General features: G+C 73.7%; 19 protein-coding genes and 1 tRNA gene. 9 read left to right on the top strand and 11 right to left on the bottom strand.

The genetic code is table 11. The features are described from left to right. Window positions 1-5: 5 nt before the first annotated feature. Window positions 6-2,810: an SUKH-4 family immunity protein gene (locus tag C4U44_RS12415; protein ID WP_103885756.1), complete on the top strand. Its 2,805-nt coding sequence runs from the start codon at window positions 6-8 to the stop codon at window positions 2,808-2,810. A 240-nt stretch (window positions 2,811-3,050) separates the two neighbouring features. Next, on the top strand, window positions 3,051-3,977 hold the full coding sequence (locus tag C4U44_RS12410; protein WP_103885755.1) for a DivIVA domain-containing protein: 927 nt from the start codon (window positions 3,051-3,053) through the stop codon (window positions 3,975-3,977). Window positions 3,978-4,204: 227 nt separating this feature from the next. Here C4U44_RS12410 and C4U44_RS12405 read toward each other — a convergent pair whose 3' ends face one another. Continuing rightward, window positions 4,205-5,545 (bottom strand): sensor histidine kinase, encoded by a 1,341-nt coding sequence (locus C4U44_RS12405; protein ID WP_103885754.1) that lies wholly within the window; start codon window positions 5,543-5,545, stop codon window positions 4,205-4,207. 199 nt (window positions 5,546-5,744) lie between these two features. Between C4U44_RS12405 and ppc the strand changes: the two genes are divergently transcribed. Both ppc and C4U44_RS12395 read left to right on the top strand, forming a co-directional pair. Next, window positions 5,745-8,474 carry a phosphoenolpyruvate carboxylase gene (gene ppc, locus C4U44_RS12400; protein ID WP_103885753.1) on the top strand — a complete coding sequence of 910 codons (2,730 nt, stop codon included), beginning with the start codon at window positions 5,745-5,747 and terminating at the stop codon, window positions 8,472-8,474. Window positions 8,475-8,828: 354 nt separating this feature from the next. Next, complete coding sequence (locus tag C4U44_RS12395) at window positions 8,829-9,623, top strand: response regulator transcription factor (protein WP_103885843.1); 795 nt, start codon at window positions 8,829-8,831, stop codon at window positions 9,621-9,623. Here C4U44_RS12395 and C4U44_RS12390 read toward each other — a convergent pair. Beyond that, entirely contained in the window at window positions 9,591-10,088 is a 498-nt protein-coding gene (locus C4U44_RS12390; RefSeq protein ID WP_103885752.1) for a MarR family winged helix-turn-helix transcriptional regulator, read from the bottom strand. The two genes, C4U44_RS12395 and C4U44_RS12390, sit on opposite strands and share 33 nt — an antisense overlap. Before the next feature lie 133 nt (window positions 10,089-10,221). Between C4U44_RS12390 and C4U44_RS12385 the strand changes: the two genes are divergently transcribed. After that, complete coding sequence (locus C4U44_RS12385; RefSeq protein ID WP_103885751.1) at window positions 10,222-11,076, top strand: trans-aconitate 2-methyltransferase; 855 nt, start codon at window positions 10,222-10,224, stop codon at window positions 11,074-11,076. Next, complete coding sequence (locus tag C4U44_RS12380; RefSeq protein ID WP_103885750.1) at window positions 11,073-11,438, top strand: VOC family protein; 366 nt, start codon at window positions 11,073-11,075, stop codon at window positions 11,436-11,438. The genes C4U44_RS12385 and C4U44_RS12380 overlap by 4 nt, the downstream gene beginning before the upstream one ends. Window positions 11,439-11,503: 65 nt before the next feature. Here C4U44_RS12380 and C4U44_RS12375 read toward each other — a convergent pair whose 3' ends face one another. The 6 genes from C4U44_RS12375 to C4U44_RS12350 all read right to left on the bottom strand — a co-directional run bounded on the left by C4U44_RS12375 (window position 11,504) and on the right by C4U44_RS12350 (window position 16,399). Then, window positions 11,504-11,995, bottom strand: coding sequence for a hypothetical protein (locus C4U44_RS12375; protein ID WP_103885749.1), 492 nt, complete (start codon window positions 11,993-11,995; stop codon window positions 11,504-11,506). 73 nt (window positions 11,996-12,068) lie between these two features. Then, entirely contained in the window at window positions 12,069-12,662 is a 594-nt protein-coding gene (gene pth / locus C4U44_RS12370) for an aminoacyl-tRNA hydrolase (RefSeq protein WP_103885748.1), read from the bottom strand. Between the two features lie 101 nt (window positions 12,663-12,763). Then, the gene (locus C4U44_RS12365) at window positions 12,764-13,390 is read right to left on the bottom strand and encodes a 50S ribosomal protein L25/general stress protein Ctc (protein WP_103885747.1); all 627 of its coding nucleotides are present in this window, start codon (window positions 13,388-13,390) and stop codon (window positions 12,764-12,766) included. 270 nt (window positions 13,391-13,660) lie between these two features. Continuing rightward, window positions 13,661-14,638: a ribose-phosphate diphosphokinase gene (locus tag C4U44_RS12360; protein WP_103885746.1), complete on the bottom strand. Its 978-nt coding sequence runs from the start codon at window positions 14,636-14,638 to the stop codon at window positions 13,661-13,663. A gap of 146 nt (window positions 14,639-14,784) precedes the next feature. Then, on the bottom strand, window positions 14,785-16,248 hold the full coding sequence (gene glmU, locus C4U44_RS12355; RefSeq protein ID WP_103885745.1) for a bifunctional UDP-N-acetylglucosamine diphosphorylase/glucosamine-1-phosphate N-acetyltransferase GlmU: 1,464 nt from the start codon (window positions 16,246-16,248) through the stop codon (window positions 14,785-14,787). Window positions 16,249-16,327: 79 nt separating this feature from the next. Next, window positions 16,328-16,399 (bottom strand) — tRNA-Gln (locus tag C4U44_RS12350). A 278-nt stretch (window positions 16,400-16,677) separates the two neighbouring features. Here C4U44_RS12350 and C4U44_RS12345 point away from each other — a divergent pair. The 3 genes from C4U44_RS12345 to C4U44_RS12335 all read left to right on the top strand — a co-directional run bounded on the left by C4U44_RS12345 (window position 16,678) and on the right by C4U44_RS12335 (window position 18,916). Then, window positions 16,678-17,682, top strand: coding sequence for an acyl-CoA desaturase (locus C4U44_RS12345; RefSeq protein ID WP_103885744.1), 1,005 nt, complete (start codon window positions 16,678-16,680; stop codon window positions 17,680-17,682). A gap of 24 nt (window positions 17,683-17,706) precedes the next feature. Then, on the top strand, window positions 17,707-18,390 hold the full coding sequence (locus C4U44_RS12340; protein WP_235032005.1) for a TetR/AcrR family transcriptional regulator: 684 nt from the start codon (window positions 17,707-17,709) through the stop codon (window positions 18,388-18,390). Between the two features lie 103 nt (window positions 18,391-18,493). Continuing rightward, entirely contained in the window at window positions 18,494-18,916 is a 423-nt protein-coding gene (locus C4U44_RS12335; protein ID WP_103885742.1) for a VOC family protein, read from the top strand. A gap of 34 nt (window positions 18,917-18,950) precedes the next feature. Here the strand turns inward: C4U44_RS12335 and galK are convergent, their stop codons facing one another. The 3 genes from galK to galT are packed head-to-tail and all read right to left on the bottom strand — an operon-like array spanning window position 18,951 to window position 22,128. Further along, window positions 18,951-20,102 (bottom strand): galactokinase, encoded by a 1,152-nt coding sequence (galK, locus tag C4U44_RS12330; protein WP_103885741.1) that lies wholly within the window; start codon window positions 20,100-20,102, stop codon window positions 18,951-18,953. Next, window positions 20,099-21,088, bottom strand: coding sequence for a UDP-glucose 4-epimerase GalE (gene galE / locus C4U44_RS12325; RefSeq protein WP_103885740.1), 990 nt, complete (start codon window positions 21,086-21,088; stop codon window positions 20,099-20,101). The genes galK and galE overlap by 4 nt, the downstream gene beginning before the upstream one ends. Further along, complete coding sequence (galT, locus tag C4U44_RS12320) at window positions 21,085-22,128, bottom strand: galactose-1-phosphate uridylyltransferase (RefSeq protein WP_103885739.1); 1,044 nt, start codon at window positions 22,126-22,128, stop codon at window positions 21,085-21,087. Before galT ends, galE begins: the two co-directional genes overlap by 4 nt. Between the last annotated feature and the right edge of the window lie 36 nt (window positions 22,129-22,164).

Raw genomic sequence — 22,164 nt, 5'->3', positions numbered from 1 at the left:
AGCGCATGGTCACTTTCGCGCAGGCGCAGGAGCGCGCGGAGCGCTGGGTGAACGCGGACGTACCCGCGTACGCGACCCGGGAGATCCGGGTCCGCGAGTTCGACCTCGGCTTCGTGGTGTGGTCCGAGGCCCGCGAGGACAGCCCGTCCTCCGACGAGGGATCGGTCCGCGTGGTGATCGCCCGCGACAGCGGCGACGCCACCCTGTGGCCCGCCCTGCCCATCGGCGAGCTGATCCGCCGTTACGAGGAGGAGTACGGCCCGGTGCCCAGCGACGCGGTGCCCGAGCCGCCCCAGCGACTCGACCTCGAGGCGACCTCCTTCCTGCTCAGCCCCCCGCAGTGGCTCCAGGAAGCCGCCGACCGGATGGGCATCCCGGACCGGCGCGGCTCGGGCACCGGCGGCGGCCGGGCGGCGGACTCGCCGGACCCGGCGGCTGCGGGCGGCGAGCAGACGCCTTCCGGCGGCAGCCGCGTCGACTACCGCCGGCGCGACGACAGCGGCGGCGACCCGGAGCAGGCGCCCGCACCGGCCGCGGCGTCCGCCGCGCCCCCGGAGCCCGCGAGCGCCGGGGCGTCCGGCGGCATCGACTACCGGCGGCCGGGCGACGACCGGGCGGCCGGCGCCGAGGGGCAGCCGGCCGCGGCGGCGGGTCAGGCAGGCCCGGTGGGCTCCGCGAGCGGCTCGGACCCGGCGGGCTCCGCGGACACGGGCTCCGGATCCGGCTCCGGTTCCGGCCGCATCGACTACCGGCGGCCGGCCTCGGTCCCGTCGCAGAGTTCGGGCGGCGGCAGTTGGGCCGGGAAGACCGTGAGCGACTCCGGCGAGGGCCAGTCCGTGCGCCTCCCGGAGACCGTCTTCGCCCCGCCGATCACCGACGCCGACCTGCCCGACGAGGCGCCGCCCGGCGCGGAGTTGAGGACCGAACTGCTGCCCGGCGGCAGTGCGCTGCCCCGGACCGTGCTCGCCCCGCAGGAGCCGGCGCAGCAGCCGCCCGCGCCACCCCGGCCCGGGGTGCCGCACACGATCGGCGGCAGCGAGTACCCGCCTCCCGGCGGTCCCGCCGTGTCGTTGCCGCCCCCGGGCGGCGCCGCGCTGCCGCCGCCCGTCGGAGCGGCCGGTCCCGGCCCCGCGATGGGTCCCGGCCCCGCCGAGATCCCGGGCATGGAGACCTCCAGGGCCACCCCGCCGCAGCACGGAGCGGCCGCGCCGCCCCCGGCGCCCTACTCCGGTCCCCCGGCGCCCGGCGCGGGCACCCCGCCGCCGGCGGGCAACGACCCGCACTACGCCGCGACCATGCTCGCCGGGCCGGGCGGACCGGCCGCGCCCCCGCCCGGTCCCGCTGCGGGTGGTCCGCCGCCTCCGCCGCCGTACATGGGCACACCCCCGCCCGGTGCCGGTGCCCAACCTCCCGGCGCGGGTGGTCCGCCGCCTCCACCGCCGTACATGGGCACACCCCCGCCCGGTGCGGGCACCCCGCCGCCTGCGGGCAATGACCCGCACTACGCGGCCACGATGCTCGCCGGACCCGCCATGCCCCCACCCGGCATGGGCACACCGCCCCCACCCCCGGGAGCCGGCGGCCCGCCCCCGCCCCCGCCCGGCATGGGCGGACCGGCGATGGGTCCGCCCGCGCCGCCCGCGGCCAACGACCCGCACTACGCCGCGACGATGCTCGCCGGACCCGCCATGCCCCCACCCGGCATGGGCGCACCGCCCCCACCCCCGGGAGCCGGCGGCCCGCCCCCGCCCCCGCCCGGCATGGGCGGACCGGCGATGGGTCCGCCCGCGCCGCCCGGATACGGCTACCCGCAGGGCGGCGCCGTGCCCACGGTCGGCCCCGGCTACATGGCGGTGCTGCGCTACCGCGGCCAGGACGGCAGCGAGCAGCAGCTCATCCGGCGGTCGGCGCCGGGCACCCCGCACCCGGAGTGGCAGATCCTGCACGAGCTGCGGTCATTGGGCATCCGTCCCGAGCAAGTGCTGGAACTCCACACCGAACTGGAGTCCTGCGACCTGCCGGGCGGCTACTGCACCCGCATGATCCGGGAGACCTGGCCGCAGGTGCGGATCAGCCACACCGCGCCGTACGGCCGCGACCACGCGAGCCGGCGGCAGGGCGTGCAGCACCTGCTCACGCACCAGGGCGAGTTGCACCAGGTGGCCGGCGCCCCGGCCCGCCCGCAGCCGCAGCGGGTGCCGATGCCCGACCCGCACAGCGTGCTGCGGGTGCCGCCGGTCGCGCTCGACGTGATCGGGCAGGAGGTGGCGGGCGCGTTCGGGCCGCAGGGCGTCTTCCGGTTCGACCAGCGCGCGGTCTCGCGGGCCGGCGTGCCGGACATCGTGGCGCAGACGCTGGTGTGGTCCGGGCTGCCGGTCGACTTCTCGCCGTTCTTCTGGGCCCAGGCCCAACCCGGCCAGCCGGTGCCCACGCTCGCCGAACTGGCCGCGCAGCGCGGGGTGCAGCCGGCCGCGGACGCCGGTTCGTACCTCGTGATGGGGAACGACTTCGGCCGCCAGCTGTGCGTGCAGTACGGCACCGCGCACATCGTCGCGGTGCCGCTGGAGGCGGGACCGGGCGGGCAGCCGGCGCAGCCGCAGTTCGTCAACTCCAGCCTGCCGGAGTTCGCGCGCAGCCTGGCGCTGCTGGGCCGGATGTGGCGGCTGCGGATCGGGCTGACCCCGGAGCAGGCGGGGCACTGGACGGTGGACTTCCAGGCCCAGTTGGCCGCGCAGGACCCGGCGGCGATCGCCTCGCCCGACAACTGGTGGTCGGTGCTGGTCGAGCAGATGTGGGACGGGTTGCTGTAGGAGCCGGCCCGGGGCGCCGCGTGGCGCTCCGGGCGCGTCCCCCACGGGCGCCGCCCCGCCCTCCCGCTGTTCCCCCTGTTTCCCGCCGTTTCTCACGGGCCGGGTGGAAGGTACGCCTTCCACCCGGCCCGCCCGTGTTTCCGGGGTAGAAGACCGTCGGAGTGTCGACACCCGTAGAATTCGGGCATAAGCGATAAATGGGAACACGGGAACGGCCCGACGTCGCGAGGGGCAGTGGCCATGAGCAGTGATACGTCCGCATCGACGCAGGAGCAGCGGCAGGCGCAGGGGCAGGCGCAGGGGCCGGGGCCGGAGAGGTTCGGTGCGGCGCGGGGGCGTGGCTACCGGCCGGACCAGGTCGACCGTTTCCTGGACGAGCTGTCCGAGGACCGGGACGCCGCGTGGGAGCGGGCCGCCCGGCTGACCGTGCTCGCCAACGAGATGGAGGCCGAGTGCACCGTCCTGCGCCGGCAGGTCGAGGCGCTCGGCCCGGTCGACTTCGCCGCGCTCGGCACCGGCGCCCAGGAACTGCTCCAGATGGTCGAGGACGAGGCTGCGGCGGTCCGCGAGCGGGCGGAGATCGAGGCGCAGTACGCCCGGGACGCCGCCGACACCGCCCGCCGCACCCTCCAGGACGAGGCCCGCGCGGCGGCGTCCGCACGGCTCGCCGCGGCGGAGGACCAGGCCCAGCACGTCCTGGACGAAGCGTGCGGGCGCGCCTCGGAGATCCTCGGCGCGGCCCGCGCCGAGGCCGACGCCGTCCGGGGCGAGGCCGGCGCCGCGCTCGACGCGATGCGGCAGCAGGTCGACCGGGACCGCTCCGCGGTCGACGCCGAGCAGCGCGAGCGGGTGGAGAGCCTCGAACACGAACTCGCCGAGCAGCAGGCGGTGGTCGACGGCCGGTTGTCCGGACTGCTCGCCGAGGCCGAGCGCCGCCTCGCGCAGGCGCAGCGTGAACGGGCCGACGCCGAGGAGGCGCTGCGCGAGCAGCAGGCCGAGGCCGGCGCCCGCGCCGACGCGCTGATCGCGGAGGCGCGCAACCACGAGGAGAGGGTGCGGCGCGACGCCGAGAGGGTGCTGCGCGAGCATGAGCGGCATCGTGACGAGGTGCGGGCGCACCTCGCGCATATCCGGTCCACCCTCGCGGAGTTGACGGGGCGCCCCTGACCCCCCGGGCTGCCCCTGTCCGCCGGTCACGGGACCTTACGGTCCGGCTGTGGTTGCTCGCGCAGTTCCCCGCGCCCCTGGGTATGTGCGGCTTCCTCCGCGAAAAGAGGGTCGCACCCAGGGGCGCGTGGGGGCACCACCCAGCCGCCGGGCTGGGGGTGAACTGCGCGACAAGCCGCAGCGGACCGCACGGTCCCTCGACCCACAGGACGGGGCACCCCGGGGGGTCAGGGCGCCGTCGGGACCATCGCGGAGACGCGGAACCCACCGTCGGGGGTAGGGCCCGCGGCGAACCCGCCTCCGTGCGCGGTGACGCGCTCCCGCATGCCGGTGAGCCCGTGCCCCCCGCTCGGCAGGGCCGTCGCGACCACCATCGCCTCGGCCGGGCCGTTGACGATGAGGACGGCGACCTCGGCCTCGCGGTAGGCGAGCCGTACCTGGGCCCTCGCCCCGGCCGCGTGCTTGCGCACGTTGGTGAGCGCTTCCTGCACCACGCGGTAGACGGTCGCCTCGATCCGCCGCCCGCACGGCCGCTGCTCGCCCTCGACGGCCAGCTCGACGCCCATCCCGGCCGCCCGTGACTCCTGGACGAGCTGCGCCAGTTCCGCCAGGCACGGCCCGGCGTCCTCGACGGCGTCGGGCGCCGGCCCGGGAACGCCGCCGGCCTCGACGGCCGGGTCCGCGCTCTTCCTGGCCTGCGGCGCGGTCCCCGGCTCCGAGCCGCTGCGCAGCACCCCGAGCATCTGCCGCAGCTCCATGAGCGCCTGCCGCCCCATGTCGCCGAGCAGTTCCGCGCTCACCGACGCCTTCTGCGGGTCCTTGAGCGCCACCGCCTTCAGGGCGGCCGCGTGCACGACCATCAGGCTCACCCGGTGCGCGACCACGTCGTGCATCTCCCGGGCGATCCGGGCCCGCTCGGCCGCCCGGGCGCCCTCGGCGCGCTCCAGCGCCTTCTCCGCCAGCAGCTCCAGCTCGCGCTCCAAGCCGTCGGCGCGGTCCCGCAGGCTCTCCACCAGCCGGCGCCGGGCGCGTACGTACAGGCCGAGCAGGACCGGCGGTGCGGTGAGGCCGAAGGCGACCAGGACGGAGATGATCACCACCAGCGGTAGTGCCAGCCGGCTGCTGCTGCCCGAGTGCCGCAGGCTGGACTCGATGCTCACGAAGGAGACGACCATGGTCCCCACGCCGCTCATCCCGGCGAGCAGCCCGGTCAGCCGGCGCGGCACCTCGGACGCGGCCAGCGTGTAGAAGCCCACCACGGACAGGATGAAGCCGGTCTGCGCGGGGATGACCGCGATACCCACCAGCACGACCGCGATCGGCCAGCGCCGGCGCAGCACCAGCACCGCGCCGACCAGCAGCCCGAGCAGCGCGCCCAGCCAGGTCACGACGCCGATCCTCGCCGCGAACGTGGCGCCCTCGAAGGACGCCTCCAACGCCGAGGCCGCCGCCAGCGACACGTCCAGTGCGACGCTGCGCCGCCTCGTCCACCACCAAAGACCGGACCAGGACCGCGCCCGTGTCGCGGCTGCCTCCTCGCCCGGTACGCGCGCCCCCGTCGTACTCATGGCGTCCAGCGTAGGCGGTGCACCGACCGCGGGACCCGCCCGTCCAGGTTGTCCACCGGTTGGGCCGGACGTCTCGCCGAGCAGACCGCAACCTATCCTGGATCCGTCGGACAGCGCGGTCCGCGAGTCCCCGTACCCGAGTTCGTACCCCACTCGTCTCCCAAGCCGTCGCCCATCCACTGCACAAGGAGCCGCACCTGTGAGCAGCGCCGACACCCCGGACAGCAGTACCGCCCTGCGAGCCGACATCCGACGCCTGGGCGAGCTGCTGGGCGGCACCCTCGTCCGGCAGGAGGGCCAGGAACTCCTCGACCTCGTCGAGAAGGTACGCGCCCTGACCCGCAGCGACGGCGAGGCCGCCGCCGCCCTGCTCGGCGAGACCGACCTGGAGACCGCCGCCAAGCTGGTCCGCGCCTTCTCCACCTACTTCCACCTGGCCAACGTCACCGAGCAGGTGCACCGGGGTCGCGAGCTGCGTGCCCGCCGCGCCACCGAGGGCAGCCTGCTCGCCCAGACCGCCGACCTGCTCAAGGACGGCGACCCCGAGCACGTGCGCGAGAGCGTGCAGAACCTCAACGTGCGGCCGGTCTTCACCGCGCACCCCACCGAGGCGGCCCGCCGCTCGGTGCTGAACAAGCTGCGCCGGATCGCCGAACTGCTGGACGCCGCCCCGGCCTCCTCCGGTGACCGGCGGCGCGCGGACCTGCGGCTGGCCGAGAACATCGACCTGCTGTGGCAGACCGACGAGCTGCGGGTGGTCCGCCCGGAGCCGGCCGACGAGGCCCGCAACGCGATCTACTACCTCGACGAGCTGCACGCCGGCGCGGTCGGCGACGTGCTGGAGGACCTGGCCGCCGAGCTGGAGCGGGTCGGCGTGCCGCTGCCGCCGCAGACCCGCCCGCTGACCTTCGGCACCTGGATCGGCGGCGACCGCGACGGCAACCCGAACGTGACGCCCGAGGTGACGTGGGACGTGCTGATCCTCCAGCACGAGCACGGCATCACCGACGCGCTGGAGCTGGTCGACTTCCTGCGCGGCGCGCTGTCCAACTCGATCCGCAACTCCGGCGCCAGCCAGGAACTGCTGGACTCGCTCTCCAACGACCTGGTCGCGCTGCCGGAGATCAGCCCGCGCTACAAGCGGTTGAACGCCGAGGAGCCCTACCGGCTGAAGGCCACCTGCGTCCGGCAGAAGCTCGTCAACACCCGCGAGCGCCTGGCCGGCGGCACCCCGCACGTGCCCGGCCGGGACTACCTGGGCAGCGCCGAACTGCTCACCGATCTCCAGCTGATCCAGGAGTCGCTGCGCACCCACCGCGGCGGCCTGATCGCCGACGGCCGCACCGACCGGACGATCCGCACGCTGGCCGCGTTCGGCCTGCAGCTGGCCACCATGGACGTGCGCGAGCACGCCGAGGCGCACCACCACGCGCTCGGCCAGCTCTTCGACCGGCTCGGCGAGGAGTCCTGGCGGTACGCCGACATGCCGCGTGACTACCGCCGCAAGCTGCTCGCGAAGGAGCTGCGCTCGCGCCGCCCGCTCGCCCCGAGCCCGGCGCCGCTGGACGCCGCGGGCGCGAAGACGCTCGGTGTCTTCCACACCATCCACGAGGCGTTCGAGCGCTTCGGGTCCGAGGTCGTGGAGTCGTACATCATCTCCATGTGCCTCGGCTCCGACGACGTGTTCGCCGCCGCGGTGCTGGCCCGCGAGGCCGGGCTGATCGACCTGCACGCCGGGATCGCGAAGATCGGCATCGTGCCGCTGCTGGAGACCACCGACGAGCTGAAGATCGCCGACAAGCTGCTCGACGAGATGCTCTCCGACCCCTCCTACCGGCGGCTGGTGTCGCTGCGCGGCGACCTGCAGGAGGTCATGCTCGGCTACTCCGACTCGTCAAAGTTCGGCGGCATCACCACCTCGCAGTGGGAGATCCACCGCGCCCAGCGCCGGCTGCGCGACGTCGCGCACCGGCACGGCGTGCGGCTGCGGCTCTTCCACGGCCGCGGCGGCACCGTCGGCCGCGGCGGCGGCCCCTCGCACACCGCGATCCTCGCCCAGCCATGGGGCACCCTGGAGGGCCAGATCAAGGTGACCGAGCAGGGCGAGGTCATCTCCGACAAGTACCTGATCCCCTCGCTCGCCCGGGAGAACCTGGAGTTGACGGTCGCGGCCACCCTCCAGGCGTCGGCGATGCACACCGCACCGCGGCAGTCCGACGAGGCGCTGGCGCGCTGGGACGCGGCGATGGACATCGTCTCCGAGGCGGCCCACTCCGCCTACCGCGAGCTGGTCGAGGACCCGGACCTGCCGCCGTACTTCTTCGCCTCCACCCCGGTCGACCAGCTCGGCGAGCTGCACCTGGGCTCGCGCCCGTCCCGCCGGCCCGACTCCGGTGCGGGCCTGGACGGCCTGCGGGCGATCCCGTGGGTGTTCGGCTGGACCCAGTCCCGGCAGATCGTGCCCGGCTGGTACGGGGTCGGATCGGGCCTGAAGGCGGCGCGCGAGGCGGGCCTGGACTCGGTCCTGGAGGAGGCGCACGGCCAGTGGCACTTCTTCCGCAACTTCCTGTCCAACGTCGAGATGACGCTGGCCAAGACGGACCTGCGGATCGCCCGCCACTACGTCGACACCCTCGTCCCGGACGAGCTCAAGCACGTCTTCGCCACCATCGAGGCGGAGCACGAGCTGACCGTGCGCGAGGTGCTGCGGCTGACCGGGGAATCGGAGCTGCTCGCGGGCAGCCCGGTGCTGGCCCAGACGTTCCACATCCGCGACCAGTACCTCGACCCGATCTCCTATCTCCAGGTGACGCTGCTCGCCCGCCAGCGCGAGGCGGCCGCCCGCGGTGAGGACCCGGATCCGCTGCTGGCCCGGGCCCTGCTGCTGACGGTCAACGGGGTCGCCGCGGGTCTGCGCAACACCGGCTGATCGCGTCCCCCGCAGTCCCCCCGGAGCCCCCCGCGCCCCCTCCGCACAGCCGGAGGCGCGGGGGGCTCCGGACGCTCCGCTTACCGCGTGCGGCCAGCCGGTTCGGCCCGTCCACCGGCAGTGTGAATCCGTGAAATCCACCCCGGGAACTTCCGCCAAGACGGCTCCATTACCCCGCCGAACCCCTACTCTTTTCCCACGACGCCGGTGGGGGCCGGTGTCCATCAGGGGGCGAGACGCACGGGGTCCGGCACCTGGCAGCAGGGACGGCGGTCCCTGCCCGGGTGCCGGGCTCCACGCGAGGCGGACGCCCCGTCGCCACTGGGGGAGTGCCGTGAGTCGGGAGTGGTGTCCGTGGGTCGCATCCGGGTCCTGGTCGTCGACGACCATCGTATTTTCGCCGAGTCGCTGGCAGCCGCACTCGCGGCCGAGCCCGACGTCGACGTGTCCGCCGCCGGCAGCGGTGCCGCCGCGCAGCGCTGTCTCGACCGTGCGGCCGCCGACGGGCGCCGCTACGACGTCCTGCTGGTCGACGCCGACCTCGGCGTGGGGCCGCGGCCGCCGGTGACGCTGGCGGCGGTGCCGCCGCCCTCGCCGTCGCAGCCGCGCCCGCTGGAGCCGCGCGACCCGGTGCTCGACGGTCTCGCGCTGGTGGAGCGGATCAGGGCCGCCTACCCCGGCACGCGGACCGTGGTGCTGGCCGAGCGGGACGACCCGGCGCGTGCCGCCCGGGCGCTGCAGGCCGGCGCGTCCGGCTGGGTCGCCAAGGACTGCTCGCTGTCCCGGCTGCTCGCGGTGGTCCGCGGGGTGCTGCGCGACGAGACGCATTTGCCGCCGGCCCTGCTGACCGGGGTCCTGCGCGAGCTCACCGCCGCCCGCCGGCACCGTACCGAGAGCGAGCAGCTGGTGGAGTCGCTGACGCCGCGCGAGCAGGAGGTGCTGCGCTGCATGGTGGCGGGGCTGGGCCGCAAGGCGGTCGCCGAGCGGCTGTTCCTCTCGCCGCACACCGTCCGCACCCACATGCAGAACGTGCTGGGCAAGCTCGGCGTGCACTCCACCCTGGCCGCGGTCGCGCTGGCACGCCGGGCCGGGGTCGGCCCGGTGGAACTGCTGCCGTCAGCCGGGGACGTTGTCGAACGGCGCGGTTAGCTGCCGCAGCAGCCCGGCGAGTTCGGCGCGCTGGCGGTCGGTCAGCTCGCCCAGGATGGCGCGTTCCTGGGTGAGCAGGCCGGCCAGCGACTGGTCGGCCCGGTCCCGCCCCTGCGGGGTGAGCCGGACCAGCACCCCGCGCCGGTCGCTGGGGTCGGGCTGCCGCTCCACCAGCCGCTTCTTGGCGAGCCGGTCGATGCGGTTGGTCATGGTCCCGGAGGTGACCAGGGTCTGGGTGAGCAGCTGCCCGGGCGAGAGCTGGTACGGCTCGCCGGCCCGGCGCAGGGCGGTCAGCACGTCGAACTCCCAGGGCTCCAGGCCGTGCTCGGCGAAGGCGATCCGCCGGGCCCGGTCCAGGTGCCGGGCGAGCCGGCTGACCCGGCTGAGCACCTCCAGCGGTTCCACGTCGAGGTCGGGGCGCTCTCGGCGCCATGCAGCGACCAGCCGGTCGACCTCGTCCTCCATGGGATCAGTGTAGTAGGTCTGTCGACATGAAGTCTCTTGACATCAAGATATCTCTGGGAGCAGGCTGAGGGCGGCAGGGCAGAATCTCGCCCTCCGTTTTCGCCGACTCCGTAGCACCCAGGGAGTACGAACGATGCCAGCAGCGCCGACGTGGGACCCGCACCAGTATCTCCGGCACGCCACCCACCGCACCCGCCCGTTCCTCGACCTCCTCTCCCGGATCACCGACCTGCCCGGCGGCGAGTCGCCGCGGATCGCCGACATCGGCTGCGGTCCCGGCAACGTCACGGCGCTGCTCGCCGGCCGCTGGCCCGGTGCGCGCATCACCGGGTACGACAGCTCCTCGGACATGCTCCGGGTCGCCCGCGAGCACGCCGGCCCCACCCCCGGCGGCGGGGAGCTGGACTTCCGCCGCGCGGACGCCGCCGTGTGGACCCCCGACGAGTCCTTCGACCTGATCGTGTCCAACGCGGCACTCCAGTGGGTGCCCGGGCACGCCGAGCGCTTCCCGACCTGGCTGGAGCACATCACCCCCGGCGGCGCCCTCGCCTTCCAGGTCCCCGGCAACTTCACCGCGCCCAGCCACGCCCTGCTCGCCGAGCTGTGCGACACCCCGGGATGGCGCGCCCGGCTGGCCGGCCAGGGCCGCCGGTACGTGCACATACTCTCCCCCGCCGACTACCTGGAGCGGCTGACCGAGCTGGGCTGCACCGACGTCGACGTCTGGGAGTCCACCTACGTCCAGCTCCTCCAGGGCGAGGACCCGGTGCTGGACTGGACGAAGGGCACCGCGCTGCGCCCGGTGCTCACCGCGCTCGAGGACGACCCGGCGGCCGCGCGGGAGTTCGTCGGGCAGTACCGCGACCTGCTGCGCAAGGCGTACCCGGCGGGGCCGCACGGCACCGCCTTCCCGTTCCGCCGGATCTTCGCGGTCGCCCGGACCGCCGCCACGGCGGAGCCCGTACGGCGGGAGGGGGCCTCGCGATGATCACCGGCCTCGACCACGTCCAGCTCGCCGCGCCACCCGGCAGCGAAGCGGCGCTGCGCGCGTTCTACACCGGCGTGCTCGGCATGGCGGAGCTGGCCAAGCCGCCGGTGCTGGCGGGCCGCGGCGGCTGCTGGTTCTCGGCGGGGGACGCGGTGCTGCACCTGGGCATCGAGGAGGGGTTCCGGCCGGCCCGCAAGGCCCACCCGGGCATCCGCGTCACCGGCATCCACGCGTTCGCCGAATCGCTGCGGGGCAAGGGCGCGAAGGTCGTGTGGGACGGCGACCTGCCCGGTCACGAGCGGTTCTACTCCGAGGACCCGGTCGGCAACCGGCTGGAGTTCCTGGAGCCGGCCGCCGGCTGAACCCGACCTCTGCACCCGCCGGCAACGGGGTCCGGTCCGCCGCACCGGCGGGCCGGGCCCCGCGCTCACAGCGTCAGGAACGCCCCGCCGAGCAGCGCCGCTCCCGCCACCGCCAGGCTCCACGCGGTCCGCGGCACCCGCAGCCCCAGCGCGACCACGGCCGCGGCCAGCAGCAGCGCCCCGCCGAACGGCACGAACGCGAAGAGCAGCCCGCCCAGGCCGTCGCGCACCCCGGTGTCGCCGCCGGGCTTGAGCACCACCGACACGGAGTCACCGACGTGGTGGCGCACCGGCAGGCTGACGGTGACCTTCGCACGGGGCCGGGCCGAGCCCTTCGGGCTGAACGGACCGGTGCAGTCGGTGTCGCCGCACGCCACCAGCCGCACCGTGCCGTGCTCGTGGCCCTTGCCGACCACCACGTACTGCGCGTTCCGCCACGAGCCCCACGCACCGGACACCAGGATCAGCGCCGCCAGCGCGCCCACGCCCACGACGCGGGCGAACAGCACCAGCCCACCCGCCTGCGCGGCTCCGCGGTCACCACTCCCTGTTGCCATGCCGGCGATCTTTGGCCATCGCGTGGCAGCTGGTCAACCCGGCGGTCCCGCCCGGACCTTGCGGCCGTCGGGCTCAGCCGTTGTAGCTGCTCTGCGCGCGCTCCAGGCCCACGGTGACCAGCGCCTCCACCGCGTCGGCGGCCCGGTCCACGAACCACTCCAGTTCCTTGCGCTCGGTGGCGGAGAAGTCCTTCAGCACGAACGCCGCGACGTCCATCCGCCCGGGCGGGCGGCCGATCCCGGCGCGCACCCGCAGGTAGTTCGCGCCGAGCGACTTCGTGATGGACTTCAGCCCGTTGTGGCCGTTGTCACCGCCGCCGAGCTTGAGCCGCAGGGTGGGGAAGTCGATGTCCAGCTCGTCGTGCACCGCGACGATCCGGTCGGTGGGCACCTTGTAGAACTCCTTGAGCGCGGTGACCGGCCCGCCGGACAGGTTCATGTACGACATCGGCTTGGCCAGCACCACCCGCGCGCTCGCCGGTCCGGGCGGCCCGATCCGGCCCTCGACCACCTGCGCCTGGGCCTTCTGGGCACGCTTGAACTTCCCGCCCATCCGCTCGGCGAGCAGGTCGGCCACCATGAAGCCGATGTTGTGCCGGTTGCCGGCGTACTCCGGCCCCGGGTTGCCCAGGCCCACGACCATCCAGGGCCCTGTGCTGTCGCTCATCCACGTCTCCGAAAGCAGTCGCCGTACACCGTAGAACCGTAAGGGACACAAACGGCCGCCGTCGTACCCCGGGGGTACGACGGCGGCCGCGGCGTTCTGGTTCAGCTCTCCTCTGCGGCGGCCTCCGCCGGAGCGGCCTCGGCGACGGCCGCGCCCTCTTCCTCGCCCTCGGCGGGCTCCTCGATCTCGGCCTGCGGGGTGACGACCTGGATCACCACGGCGTCCTCCTCGGTCACCAGCGTGGTGCCGCGGGGCAGCTCGACGTCCTTGGCGAGGATGGACGCGCCCGCCTCCAGGCCCTCCACGGAGACCGTGAACGACTCGGGGATGTGCGTGGCCTCGGCCTCGACCGAGAGCGTGTTGAGCACGTGCTCCAGCAGGTTGCCGCCCGGGGCCAGTTCACCCTCGGCGGTGACCGGGACCTCGACGGTGACCTTCTCGCCGCGCTTCACGGACAGCAGGTCGACGTGCTCGATGAAGCCCCTCAGCGGGTCGCGCTGCACCGCCTTGGGGATGACCAGCTCGGACGCGCCCTCGATGTCCAGCGAGATCAGCACGTTCGGGGTACGCAGCGCGAGCAGCAGCTCGTGGCCGGGCACCGTCACGTGGCGGGGGTCGGCGCCGTGGCCGTACACGACGGCGGGGACCTGGTTGGCGCGGCGCACCCGGCGGGCGGCGCCCTTGCCGAACTCGGTGCGCATCGCGGCGGGAATCTTCACTTCTGCCATGGGAATCGGCTCCTCGTCAGGGGGGTATTACGGTCGCCCGGCCGCGACGGGCCGATCCTGCACGAGGAGCGCGTCGATAACGGAGGCGGCGCGGACATGCGTCCGGACCCTTCCCTCGCCGAGCAACGCCGACAGCCTAACCGCGGGACGGCCCCGGAACGAAATCCGGGCGGACGCGACGGAGCCGGGCGGGCAGTGGCGCCCCGCCCGGCTCCCTCGAAGCCGGCCCGGTCCGGGCCCCGACGCAGCGGGCCCGAACACGGCCAGGAGTCAGTGCACGCCCTCGAAGAGGCTGGTGACCGAACCGTCCTCGAAGACCTCGCGCACCGCGTTCGCGATGGTCGGCGCCATCGACAGCACGGTGATCTTGTCGAGGTCGGTCTCCCCCGGCGTCGGCAGGGTGTCGGTGAAGACGAACTCGCTGACCTTGGAGTTCTTCAGCCGGTCCGCGGCGGGCCCGGACAGCACCCCGTGCGTGGCGGTGACGATGACGTCCTCCGCCCCGTTCGCGAACAGCGCGTCCGCCGCGGCGCAGATGGTGCCGCCGGTGTCGATCATGTCGTCGACCAGCACGCACACCCGGCCCTTGACGTCGCCGACCACCTCGTGCACCTTCACCTGGTTCGCCACGTCGGGGTCGCGGCGCTTGTGCACGATGGCCAGCGGCGCGCCCAGCCGGTCGCACCAGCGGTCGGCGACCCGGACCCGGCCGGCGTCCGGGGAGACCACGGTCAGCTTCGCCCGATCCACCTTGGCGCCCACGTAGTCCGCCAGGACCGGCAGCGCGACCAGGTGGTCCACCGGGCCGTCGAAGAAGCCCTGGATCTGGTCGGTGTGCAGGTCGACGGTGAGGATGCGCTCGGCGCCCGCGGTCTTGAACAGGTCGGCCATCAGCCGGGCCGAGATCGGCTCGCGGCCGCGGTGCTTCTTGTCCTGGCGGGCGTAGCCGTAGAACGGCACGATCACGGTGATGCTCCGCGCGGAGGCCCGCTTCAGAGCGTCGATCATGATCAGCTGTTCCATGATCCACTGGTTGATGGGGCTGGTGTGGCTCTGGATCAGGAAGCAGTCGGCGCCGCGGGCCGACTCCTCGAACCGCACGTAGATCTCGCCGTTGGCGAAGTCGAAAGCCCGGGTGGGGACGAGTTCGACGCCCAACTCGTCTGCCACCGCCTCCGCCAGATCGGGGTGGGCGCGGCCGGAGAAGAGCATCAGCTTCTTCTCACCGGTCGTCTTGATCCCGGTCACTGCACCGTCTCCTTGGTGTTCGACTGGTGTTCGACACAGCGGCACCCAGGGTTCGGGTGGGCTGGCGGAATTGTGTGCACCACACACGGTACGCCCCATCCGGCGCACCTGTGCACCTCACGTCCGGCCGATGAGACGACCCTCACTCACTCCTGCCCGGCGGGCTCCTCGCCCTGCTGCTGTGCGCGTTCGGCCGCCTGCGCAGCGGCACTGCCGGGGCGCTTGCGGGCCACCCAGCCCTCGATGTTGCGCTGCTGACCGCGGGCGACGGCGAGCGAACCGGAGGGCACGTCCTTGGTGATCACGGAGCCCGCCGCGGTGTAGACCCCGTCACCGATCACCCGGGGGGCGACGAACATGTTGTCCGCGCCGGTCTTGCAGTAACTGCCGATGACGGTGTGGTGCTTGGTCTCGCCGTCGTAGTTCACGAAGACGGTGGCGGCACCGATGTTGGTGTGGTCGCCGATGGTGGCGTCGCCCACGTAGCTCAGGTGCGGCACCTTGGTGCCCTCGCCGATCGAGGCGTTCTTCATCTCGACGTAGGTGCCCGCCTTGGCGTGCGCGCCCAGCCGCGCCCCGGGCCGCAGGTAGGCGTAGGGGCCGACCGACGCGTTTGCGCCGATCTCGGCCTGGTCGGCGACCGCGTGCGAGACCCGGGCGCCCGGCCCGACCGCGGTGTCGGTGAGCGTGCACTCCGGGCCGACCTCGGCGCCGGCGGCGAGGCTGGTGGCGCCGAGCAGCTGCGTGCCGGGGTGCACCAGGGCGTCGGGCTCGAAGGTGACGGTCACGTCCACCCACGTGGTGGCGGGGTCGACGATGGTGGCGCCGGCCAGCATGGCCCGCTCCAGCAGCCGGTCGTTCAGCGCCCGGCGGGCCTGCGCGAGCTGCACCCGGTCGTTGACGCCCGCGATCTCGTGGTGGTCCGCGGCGACGTACGCGCCCACCCGGTGGCCGGCGTCGCGCAGGATCGCCAGGGTGTCGGTGAGATACTCCTCACCCTGCGCGTTGTCGGTGGTGAGCTTGCCCAGCGCCTCGGCGAGCAGCCGCCCGTCGTACGCGTACACACCGGAGTTGATCTCCTTGACCGCCCGCAACGCCTCGCCGGCGTCCTTCTGCTCGACGATCGCGGTGACCTGGCCGTCCGAGCCGCGCACGATCCGCCCGTAGCCGGTCGGGTCGGGCACCTGGGCGGTGAGCACCGTCACCGCGTTGCCCTCGGCGCGGTGCGCGGCGGTGAAGGCGGCGAGCGTCTCGGTGGTCAGCAGCGGCACGTCGCCGTAGGTGACCACCACGGTGCCGTCCAGGGGCGCGCCGCGCCGGGTCAGTTCCGCGAGGCCGGTGCGCACCGCGTGGCCGGTGCCGAGCTGGCGCTCCTGCACGGCGGTCAGCGCCTGCGGGTCCACTTCGGCGAGGTGCGCGGTGACCTGCTCGCGGCCGTGTCCGACGACCACCACCAGGTGTTCGGGGTCCAGCGCGCGGGCCGCGACGACGGCGTGGCCGATCAGCGAACGGCCGCAGATCGGGTGCAGGATCTTCGGGGTGGCCGACTTCATGCGGGTGCCCTCGCCCGCGGCGAGGATGACGACGGCAGCCGGGCGGTTGGGGCTCACGCGGGAGACTCCTCGGCATCGGGGCTCAGGGCGGTGGACAACCGCAGCTTACCGAGGTTCCGGATCTTCTCCCGGTCCGCTCCGCCGCCAGGACTCGAACCCGGACTTAAGGCACCAAAAGCCCCAGTGCTGCCAATTACACCACGGCGGATCAACTCGACTTCTCGGACCCGGCGTCGGGCCTGTCGGGCTGGACGCAACCCATCATGCCGTACGACACGGGGTGGACGCGACGCCGTTCCGGGGTAAAGATCCACTCGAACGACACTCGAAAGGGAAGGTAACCCTTACCCGACTGGTCCTGTCGCCCACCGGGTGCCGCTGCAATACTTACGGAGCCGTAGGTTGTGCGGCACACGGCTCGTGCGCCGTGCGCACGACCCCCCCATCAGCCCATTCAGTCCCCCCTCCTCTGCGCAAGGGACACACATGACCACACAGACGGACGTGATCACCGAGTCCCGGGAACCCGGGTCCTCGGGACAGGGATCGCCGCCGCCGAGCGCCACCCGCGGCGGCGAGAGCAAGCGCTCGATCGAGCAGATCTCCCTGCTGCTCTTCATCTGCATCCCCTTCGTGGCACTGGCCGCGGCGGTACCACTGGCCTGGGGACGGGGGCTCAGCTGGCTGGACGTCGGCCTGATGGTCGGCATGTACTTCCTCGGCTGCCACGGCATCACCATCGGCTTCCACCGGCACTTCACCCACGGCTCGTTCAAGGCGAACCGCCCGCTGAAGGTCGCGCTGGCCATCGCCGGATCGATGGCCGTCGAGGGCCCGATCGTGCGCTGGGTCGCCGACCACCGCCGGCACCACAAGTTCAGCGACGCCGAGGGCGACCCGCACAGCCCGTGGCGTTACGGCGAGACCCTCCCGGCCCTGATGAAGGGCCTGTGGTGGGCGCACATGGGGTGGCTCTTCGACGAGGAGCAGACCCCCCAGCAGAAGTACGCGCCCGACCTGATCAAGGACCCGGCGATCCGCCGCGTCTCCCGCGACTTCTGGCTGTGGACCGCGATCTCGCTGCTGATTCCCCCGCTGGTCGGCGGCCTGGCCACCATGTCGTGGTACGGCGCGTTCACCGCGTTCTTCTGGGGGTCGCTCGTTCGGGTGGCGCTGCTGCACCACGTGACCTGGTCGATCAACTCGATCTGCCACGCGGTCGGCAAGCGCCCGTTCAAGTCCCGTGACCGCTCGGGCAACGTGTGGTGGCTGGCCGTGCTGTCCTGCGGCGAGTCGTGGCACAACCTGCACCACGCCGACCCCACCTCCGCCCGGCACGGCGTGCTGCGCGGCCAGATCGACTCCAGCGCCCGCCTGATCCGCTGGTTCGAGCTCGCCGGCTGGGCCACCGACGTCCGCTGGCCCGACGCCGCGCGGATCGAGTCCCGCCGCCAGGAGAACAACCGGCAGGACGTCGACGAAGCGGCGTGAGAGCCCACCCGGCATGATGGCCGGGTGAGCGACGGCGAAGACGGAAGAGCCGGAAAGGCGTCCGCCCCGGCGGGCCCGACCGCGCGACGCACCCGGCGAGTCCGGATGACCGGCAGGGAAAGGCGCGAACAACTCCTCGACGTGGGCCGGGTGCTCTTTGCGGAGCGCGGCTACGAGGGCACGTCGGTGGAGGAGATCGCGCACCAGGCAGGGGTCTCCAAACCCCTCGTGTACGAGCACTTCGGCGGCAAGGAAGGGCTCTACGCGGTCGTCGTGGACCGCGAGATGGACCGCCTGCTCGACATGGTGACCGGCGCGCTCACCGGCGGCCACCCGCGCGAGCTGCTCGAACAGGCCGCCTTCGCGCTGCTCGACTACATCGAGCACTACACCGACGGCTTCCGGGTCCTGGTCCGCGACTCCCCCGTCGCGCAGTCCACCGGCACCTTCGCCTCGCTGATCAGCGACATCGCCACGGAGGTCGAGGACATCCTCGGGCACGAGTTCGAGCAGCGAGGCTTCGACCCGCGGCTGGCGCCGCTCTACGCCCAGGCGCTGGTCGGCATGGTCGCGCTCACCGGCCAGTGGTGGCTCGACGCCCGCCGCCCGCCGAAGGCCGAGGTCGCCGCGCACCTGGTCAACCTCTGCTGGAACGGCCTGTCCGGGCTGGAGCCCAAACCCCGGCTGATCGGCCACCGCAAGAGCTGACCGGACCGGTCGGCCGCGGGGCACCGATGAGTTCCGCGGCCCGCCGGGGTCTGCCCTCCGTAGGCGCGCGCAGGCGCGCGAGGTTCCACGGAAGGGCTCGGCCATGACCGAACAGGCGAAACACAGCGGGCAGGACACTCAGGCCGCACCGGACGGCGCCGCCGTCGTGCTCACGGCGGTGCGCTTCGTCGGCGTCCCGGTCAGCGACCAGGACCGCGCGCTCGACTTCTACACGCGGGTGCTCGGCTTCGAGAAGCGCATCGACAGCACCGTCGAGAACTTCGGCCGCTGGATCGTGGTCGGCCCGCCCGGCTCGGACGTCGGCATCGCGCTGGTGCCGGCCGGCCCGCACCTCCCGGCGGGCGTCGAGACCGGGGTCCGTTTCGGCACCCCGGACGTCGAGGCCGCGCACGCGGCCATGACCGCGCGCGGCGTGGACGCCGACCCGGTGCTGCACTGGGAGGGCGCCCCGCCGATGTACGCGTTCCGCGACCAGGACGGCAACGGCTTCGAGATCGTGCCGTAGGCGCCGCGGCGCCCACAGCCCGAGGTGGCGCCCGCTACCAGAGGCGGCGCGCCCCCGCCGACGGCGTCGTGACGAACTGCCGTGACTGGGGCAGCGCCGCGCTCACCGCGGCGCCGATCCGCTGCTCGTCGTCCGCCTCGATCAGGACGATCGCCGAGCCGCCGAAGCCGCCGCCGGTCATCCGGGCGCCGAGCGCGCCGGCGGCGAGCGCGGTGTCGACCACCAGGTCGAGTTCGGGGCAGGAGACCTGGAAGTCGTCGCGCAGCGAGGCGTGTCCGGCGGTGAGGACGGGGCCGATGTCGCGCAGCCGTCCCGCCTCGCAGAGGTCGAGGACCTCCTCGACCCGCCGGTTCTCGGTGACCACGTGCCGGGTCAGCCGGCGCAGCCGGTCGTCGGGCAGCGCGGCCAGCGCGGCCAGCGCGGCGGCCAGGCCGTCGTGCGGGACGTCGCGCAGGGCGGCGACGCCCAGGGCCGCGGCGGCGGCCTCGCAGCCCGCGCGGCGCTCGCCGTAGGCGCCGTCGGCGTGGGAGTGCTTGACGCGGGTGTCCACGACGAGCAGGCGCAGGCCCTCGGCGGAAAGGTCGAGGGGCACCTGGCGGCCGACGAGCCCGCGCACGTCGAGGTGCAGGGCGTGGCCGTCGGTGCAGCAGGCGGAGGCGGTCTGGTCCATGACACCGACGGGCGCGCCGACGTAGGTGTTCTCCGACGACTGGCACAGCAGCGCGAGGTCCTGCCGGGACAGCCCCTCGACGCCGTGCAGTTCGGTGAGCGCGAGCGCGGTGACGACCTGGAGCGCGGCGGAGGAGGACAGGCCGCCGCCGACCGGCACGGTGCTGTCGTAGAGGATGTCCGCGCCGCCGATGTCGTGGCCGGCCTGGCGCAGCGACCACAGCACCGCGGCGGGGTAGCGGACCCAGCCGGGGGTGGTGCCGGGGGCGAGGTCGGCGACGGCGAGTTCGACGGTGCCGTCGTCCATGTCCGCGGAGCGCAGCCGCAGCAGGCCGTCGTCGCGCCGGGCGATCGCGGCCCGGGTGATGTGCGGGAGCGCGAACGGCATGACATAGCCGTCGTTGTAGTCGGTGTGCTCGCCGATCAGGTTGACCCGGCCGGGCGCGGCCCAGGCGCCCTCGGGGGCGCCGCCGAAGACGTCCTTGAACGCGGCCTCGAAGGTGGAGTCGTCGGTCATCGTGTGTCGCCCTCCCCGAGCGATTGGGCGAAGTTCCAGGCGTCGCGGACGATCTGGTCGAGGTCGGTGCGGGTCGGCCGCCAGCCCAGCCGCTCGCGGGCCCGGTCCGCCGAGGCGACCAGCGCCGCGGGGTCGCCCGGGCGGCGCGGCTGCACGGTGGCCGGGATCGGGTGGCCGGTGACGCGGCGGACGGTCTCGATGACCTCCCGGACCGAGAAGCCGTTGCCGTTGCCGAGGTTGCAGATCAGGTGCTCGCCGGCCGGTGCCTTGTCGAGGGCCAGCAGGTGCGCCTCGGCGAGGTCGGCGACGTGGATGTAGTCGCGCAGGCAGGTGCCGTCCGGGGTCGGGTAGTCCTCGCCGTAGACGGCGATCGACGCGCGGCGGCCCTGGGCGACCTGGAGCACCAGCGGGATGAGGTGCGACTCGGGGTCGTGGCGCTCGCCGTGCGCACCGTAGGCGCCCGCCACGTTGAAGTACCGCAGCGAGACCGCGGACAGCCCGTGGGCGGCGCACTCCCCGGTGATCATGTGGTCCACGGCGAGCTTGGTGGCGCCGTAGGGGTTGGTGGGGGCGGTCGGGGCGTCCTCGGTGATCGGCACGGTCGCCGGTTCGCCGTAGGTGGCGGCGGTGGAGGAGAAGACCAGGGTGCGCACCCCGGCGGTGCGCATGGCGGCGAGGAGTTCGAGGGTGCCGGCCACGTTGTTGCGCCAGTACTTCTCGGGGTCCGCGACGGACTCCGCGACCTGGGAGGATGCGGCGAAGTGCAGCACCGCGTCGTAGGAGCCGTCCAGCACCTTGCCGGCGTCCTGGACCCGTCCCTCGACGAACTCGGCGCCGGCGGGCACCCCTTCGCGCACGCCCGTGGACAGGTCGTCCAGCACGATCACCTGGTGGCCGGCGTTCAGCAGGTACGCGGCGACGACACCGCCGACGTATCCGGCGCCGCCGGTGACCAGCAGCTTCTTCGGGCGGGTGGATTCGGTCACGGGGTGGCCACCTCTCGCAGTCGCAGCGCCGCGGCCTCCGGTGGCACGTCGTTGACGAACACGCCCATGCCGGACTCGGAGCCCGCGAGGAACTTCAGCTTGCCCGATGTGCGGCGAATGGTGAAAAGCTCCAGGTGGAGCGCGAACTCGCGGCGGTCGGCGGCGGTGAAGGGCGCCTGGTGCCAGCCGGAGATGTAGGGCGTGGGCGGCTGGTCGTCGCCGAAGATCCGGTCGAAGCGGCGCAGGAGTTCGAGGTAGATGTGCGGGAACTCGGCGCGCGCGTCCTCGTCGAGGCCGAGCAGGTCGGGCACCCGGCGGTTGGGGTAGAGGTGCACTTCGTACGGCCAGTGCGCGGCGTAGGGGACGAACGCGGTCCAGTGCTCGCCGGCCAGCACGATCCGGCTGCCGTCGGCGCGCTCGTCGGCCAGCACGTCGTCGAAGAGGTTGCGGCCGGTGGTCGCGCGGTGCTCGGCGAGCGAGCGGAGCATCAGCGCGGTGCGCGGGGTGACGAACGGGTACCCGTAGATCTGGCCGTGCGGGTGGCCGAGGGTGACGCCGATCTCCTCGCCACGGTTCTCGAACGGGTACACCTGGACGATGCCCGGCAGTTGGGACAGCTCGCGGGTGCGGTCGGTCCAGGCGTCGAGCACCAGGCGGGCGGCGTCCGGGGTCAGGCTCGCGAAGGACGCGTCGTGGTCGGAGGTGAAGCAGACCACCTCGCAGCGCCCCTTGTCGCCGGTGAGCGACGGGAAGCGGTTCTCGAAGACGACCACCTCGTAGTCCGCGGCGGGGATCTCGGTCTGCCAGCCCTCGCGCGAGGGGCACAGCGGGCACTGGTCGGCCGGCGGGTGGTACGTGCGGCCCTGCCGGTGCGAGGCGATGGCCACGGAGTCGCCGAGCAGCCGGTCGAAGCGGATCTCGGTGGTGGTCGCCACCGGTTCGAGCGGGCGGGGGTCGACCGCGTCGCGGACCACGGCGTCGGCTGAGTCGTAGTAGATCAGCTCGCGGCCGTCCGCGAGCCGGGTCGGCGTCTTCTTCACCTACGGCACCTCACACCACGATCACTCAAACGCTTA

Origin of the sequence: Actinacidiphila yanglinensis (genome assembly GCF_900107965.1) — a bacterium.
GTDB classification, from domain to species: Bacteria; Actinomycetota; Actinomycetes; order Streptomycetales; family Streptomycetaceae; genus Actinacidiphila; species Actinacidiphila yanglinensis.
This window is presented reverse-complemented; position numbering and strand designations above follow the sequence as displayed.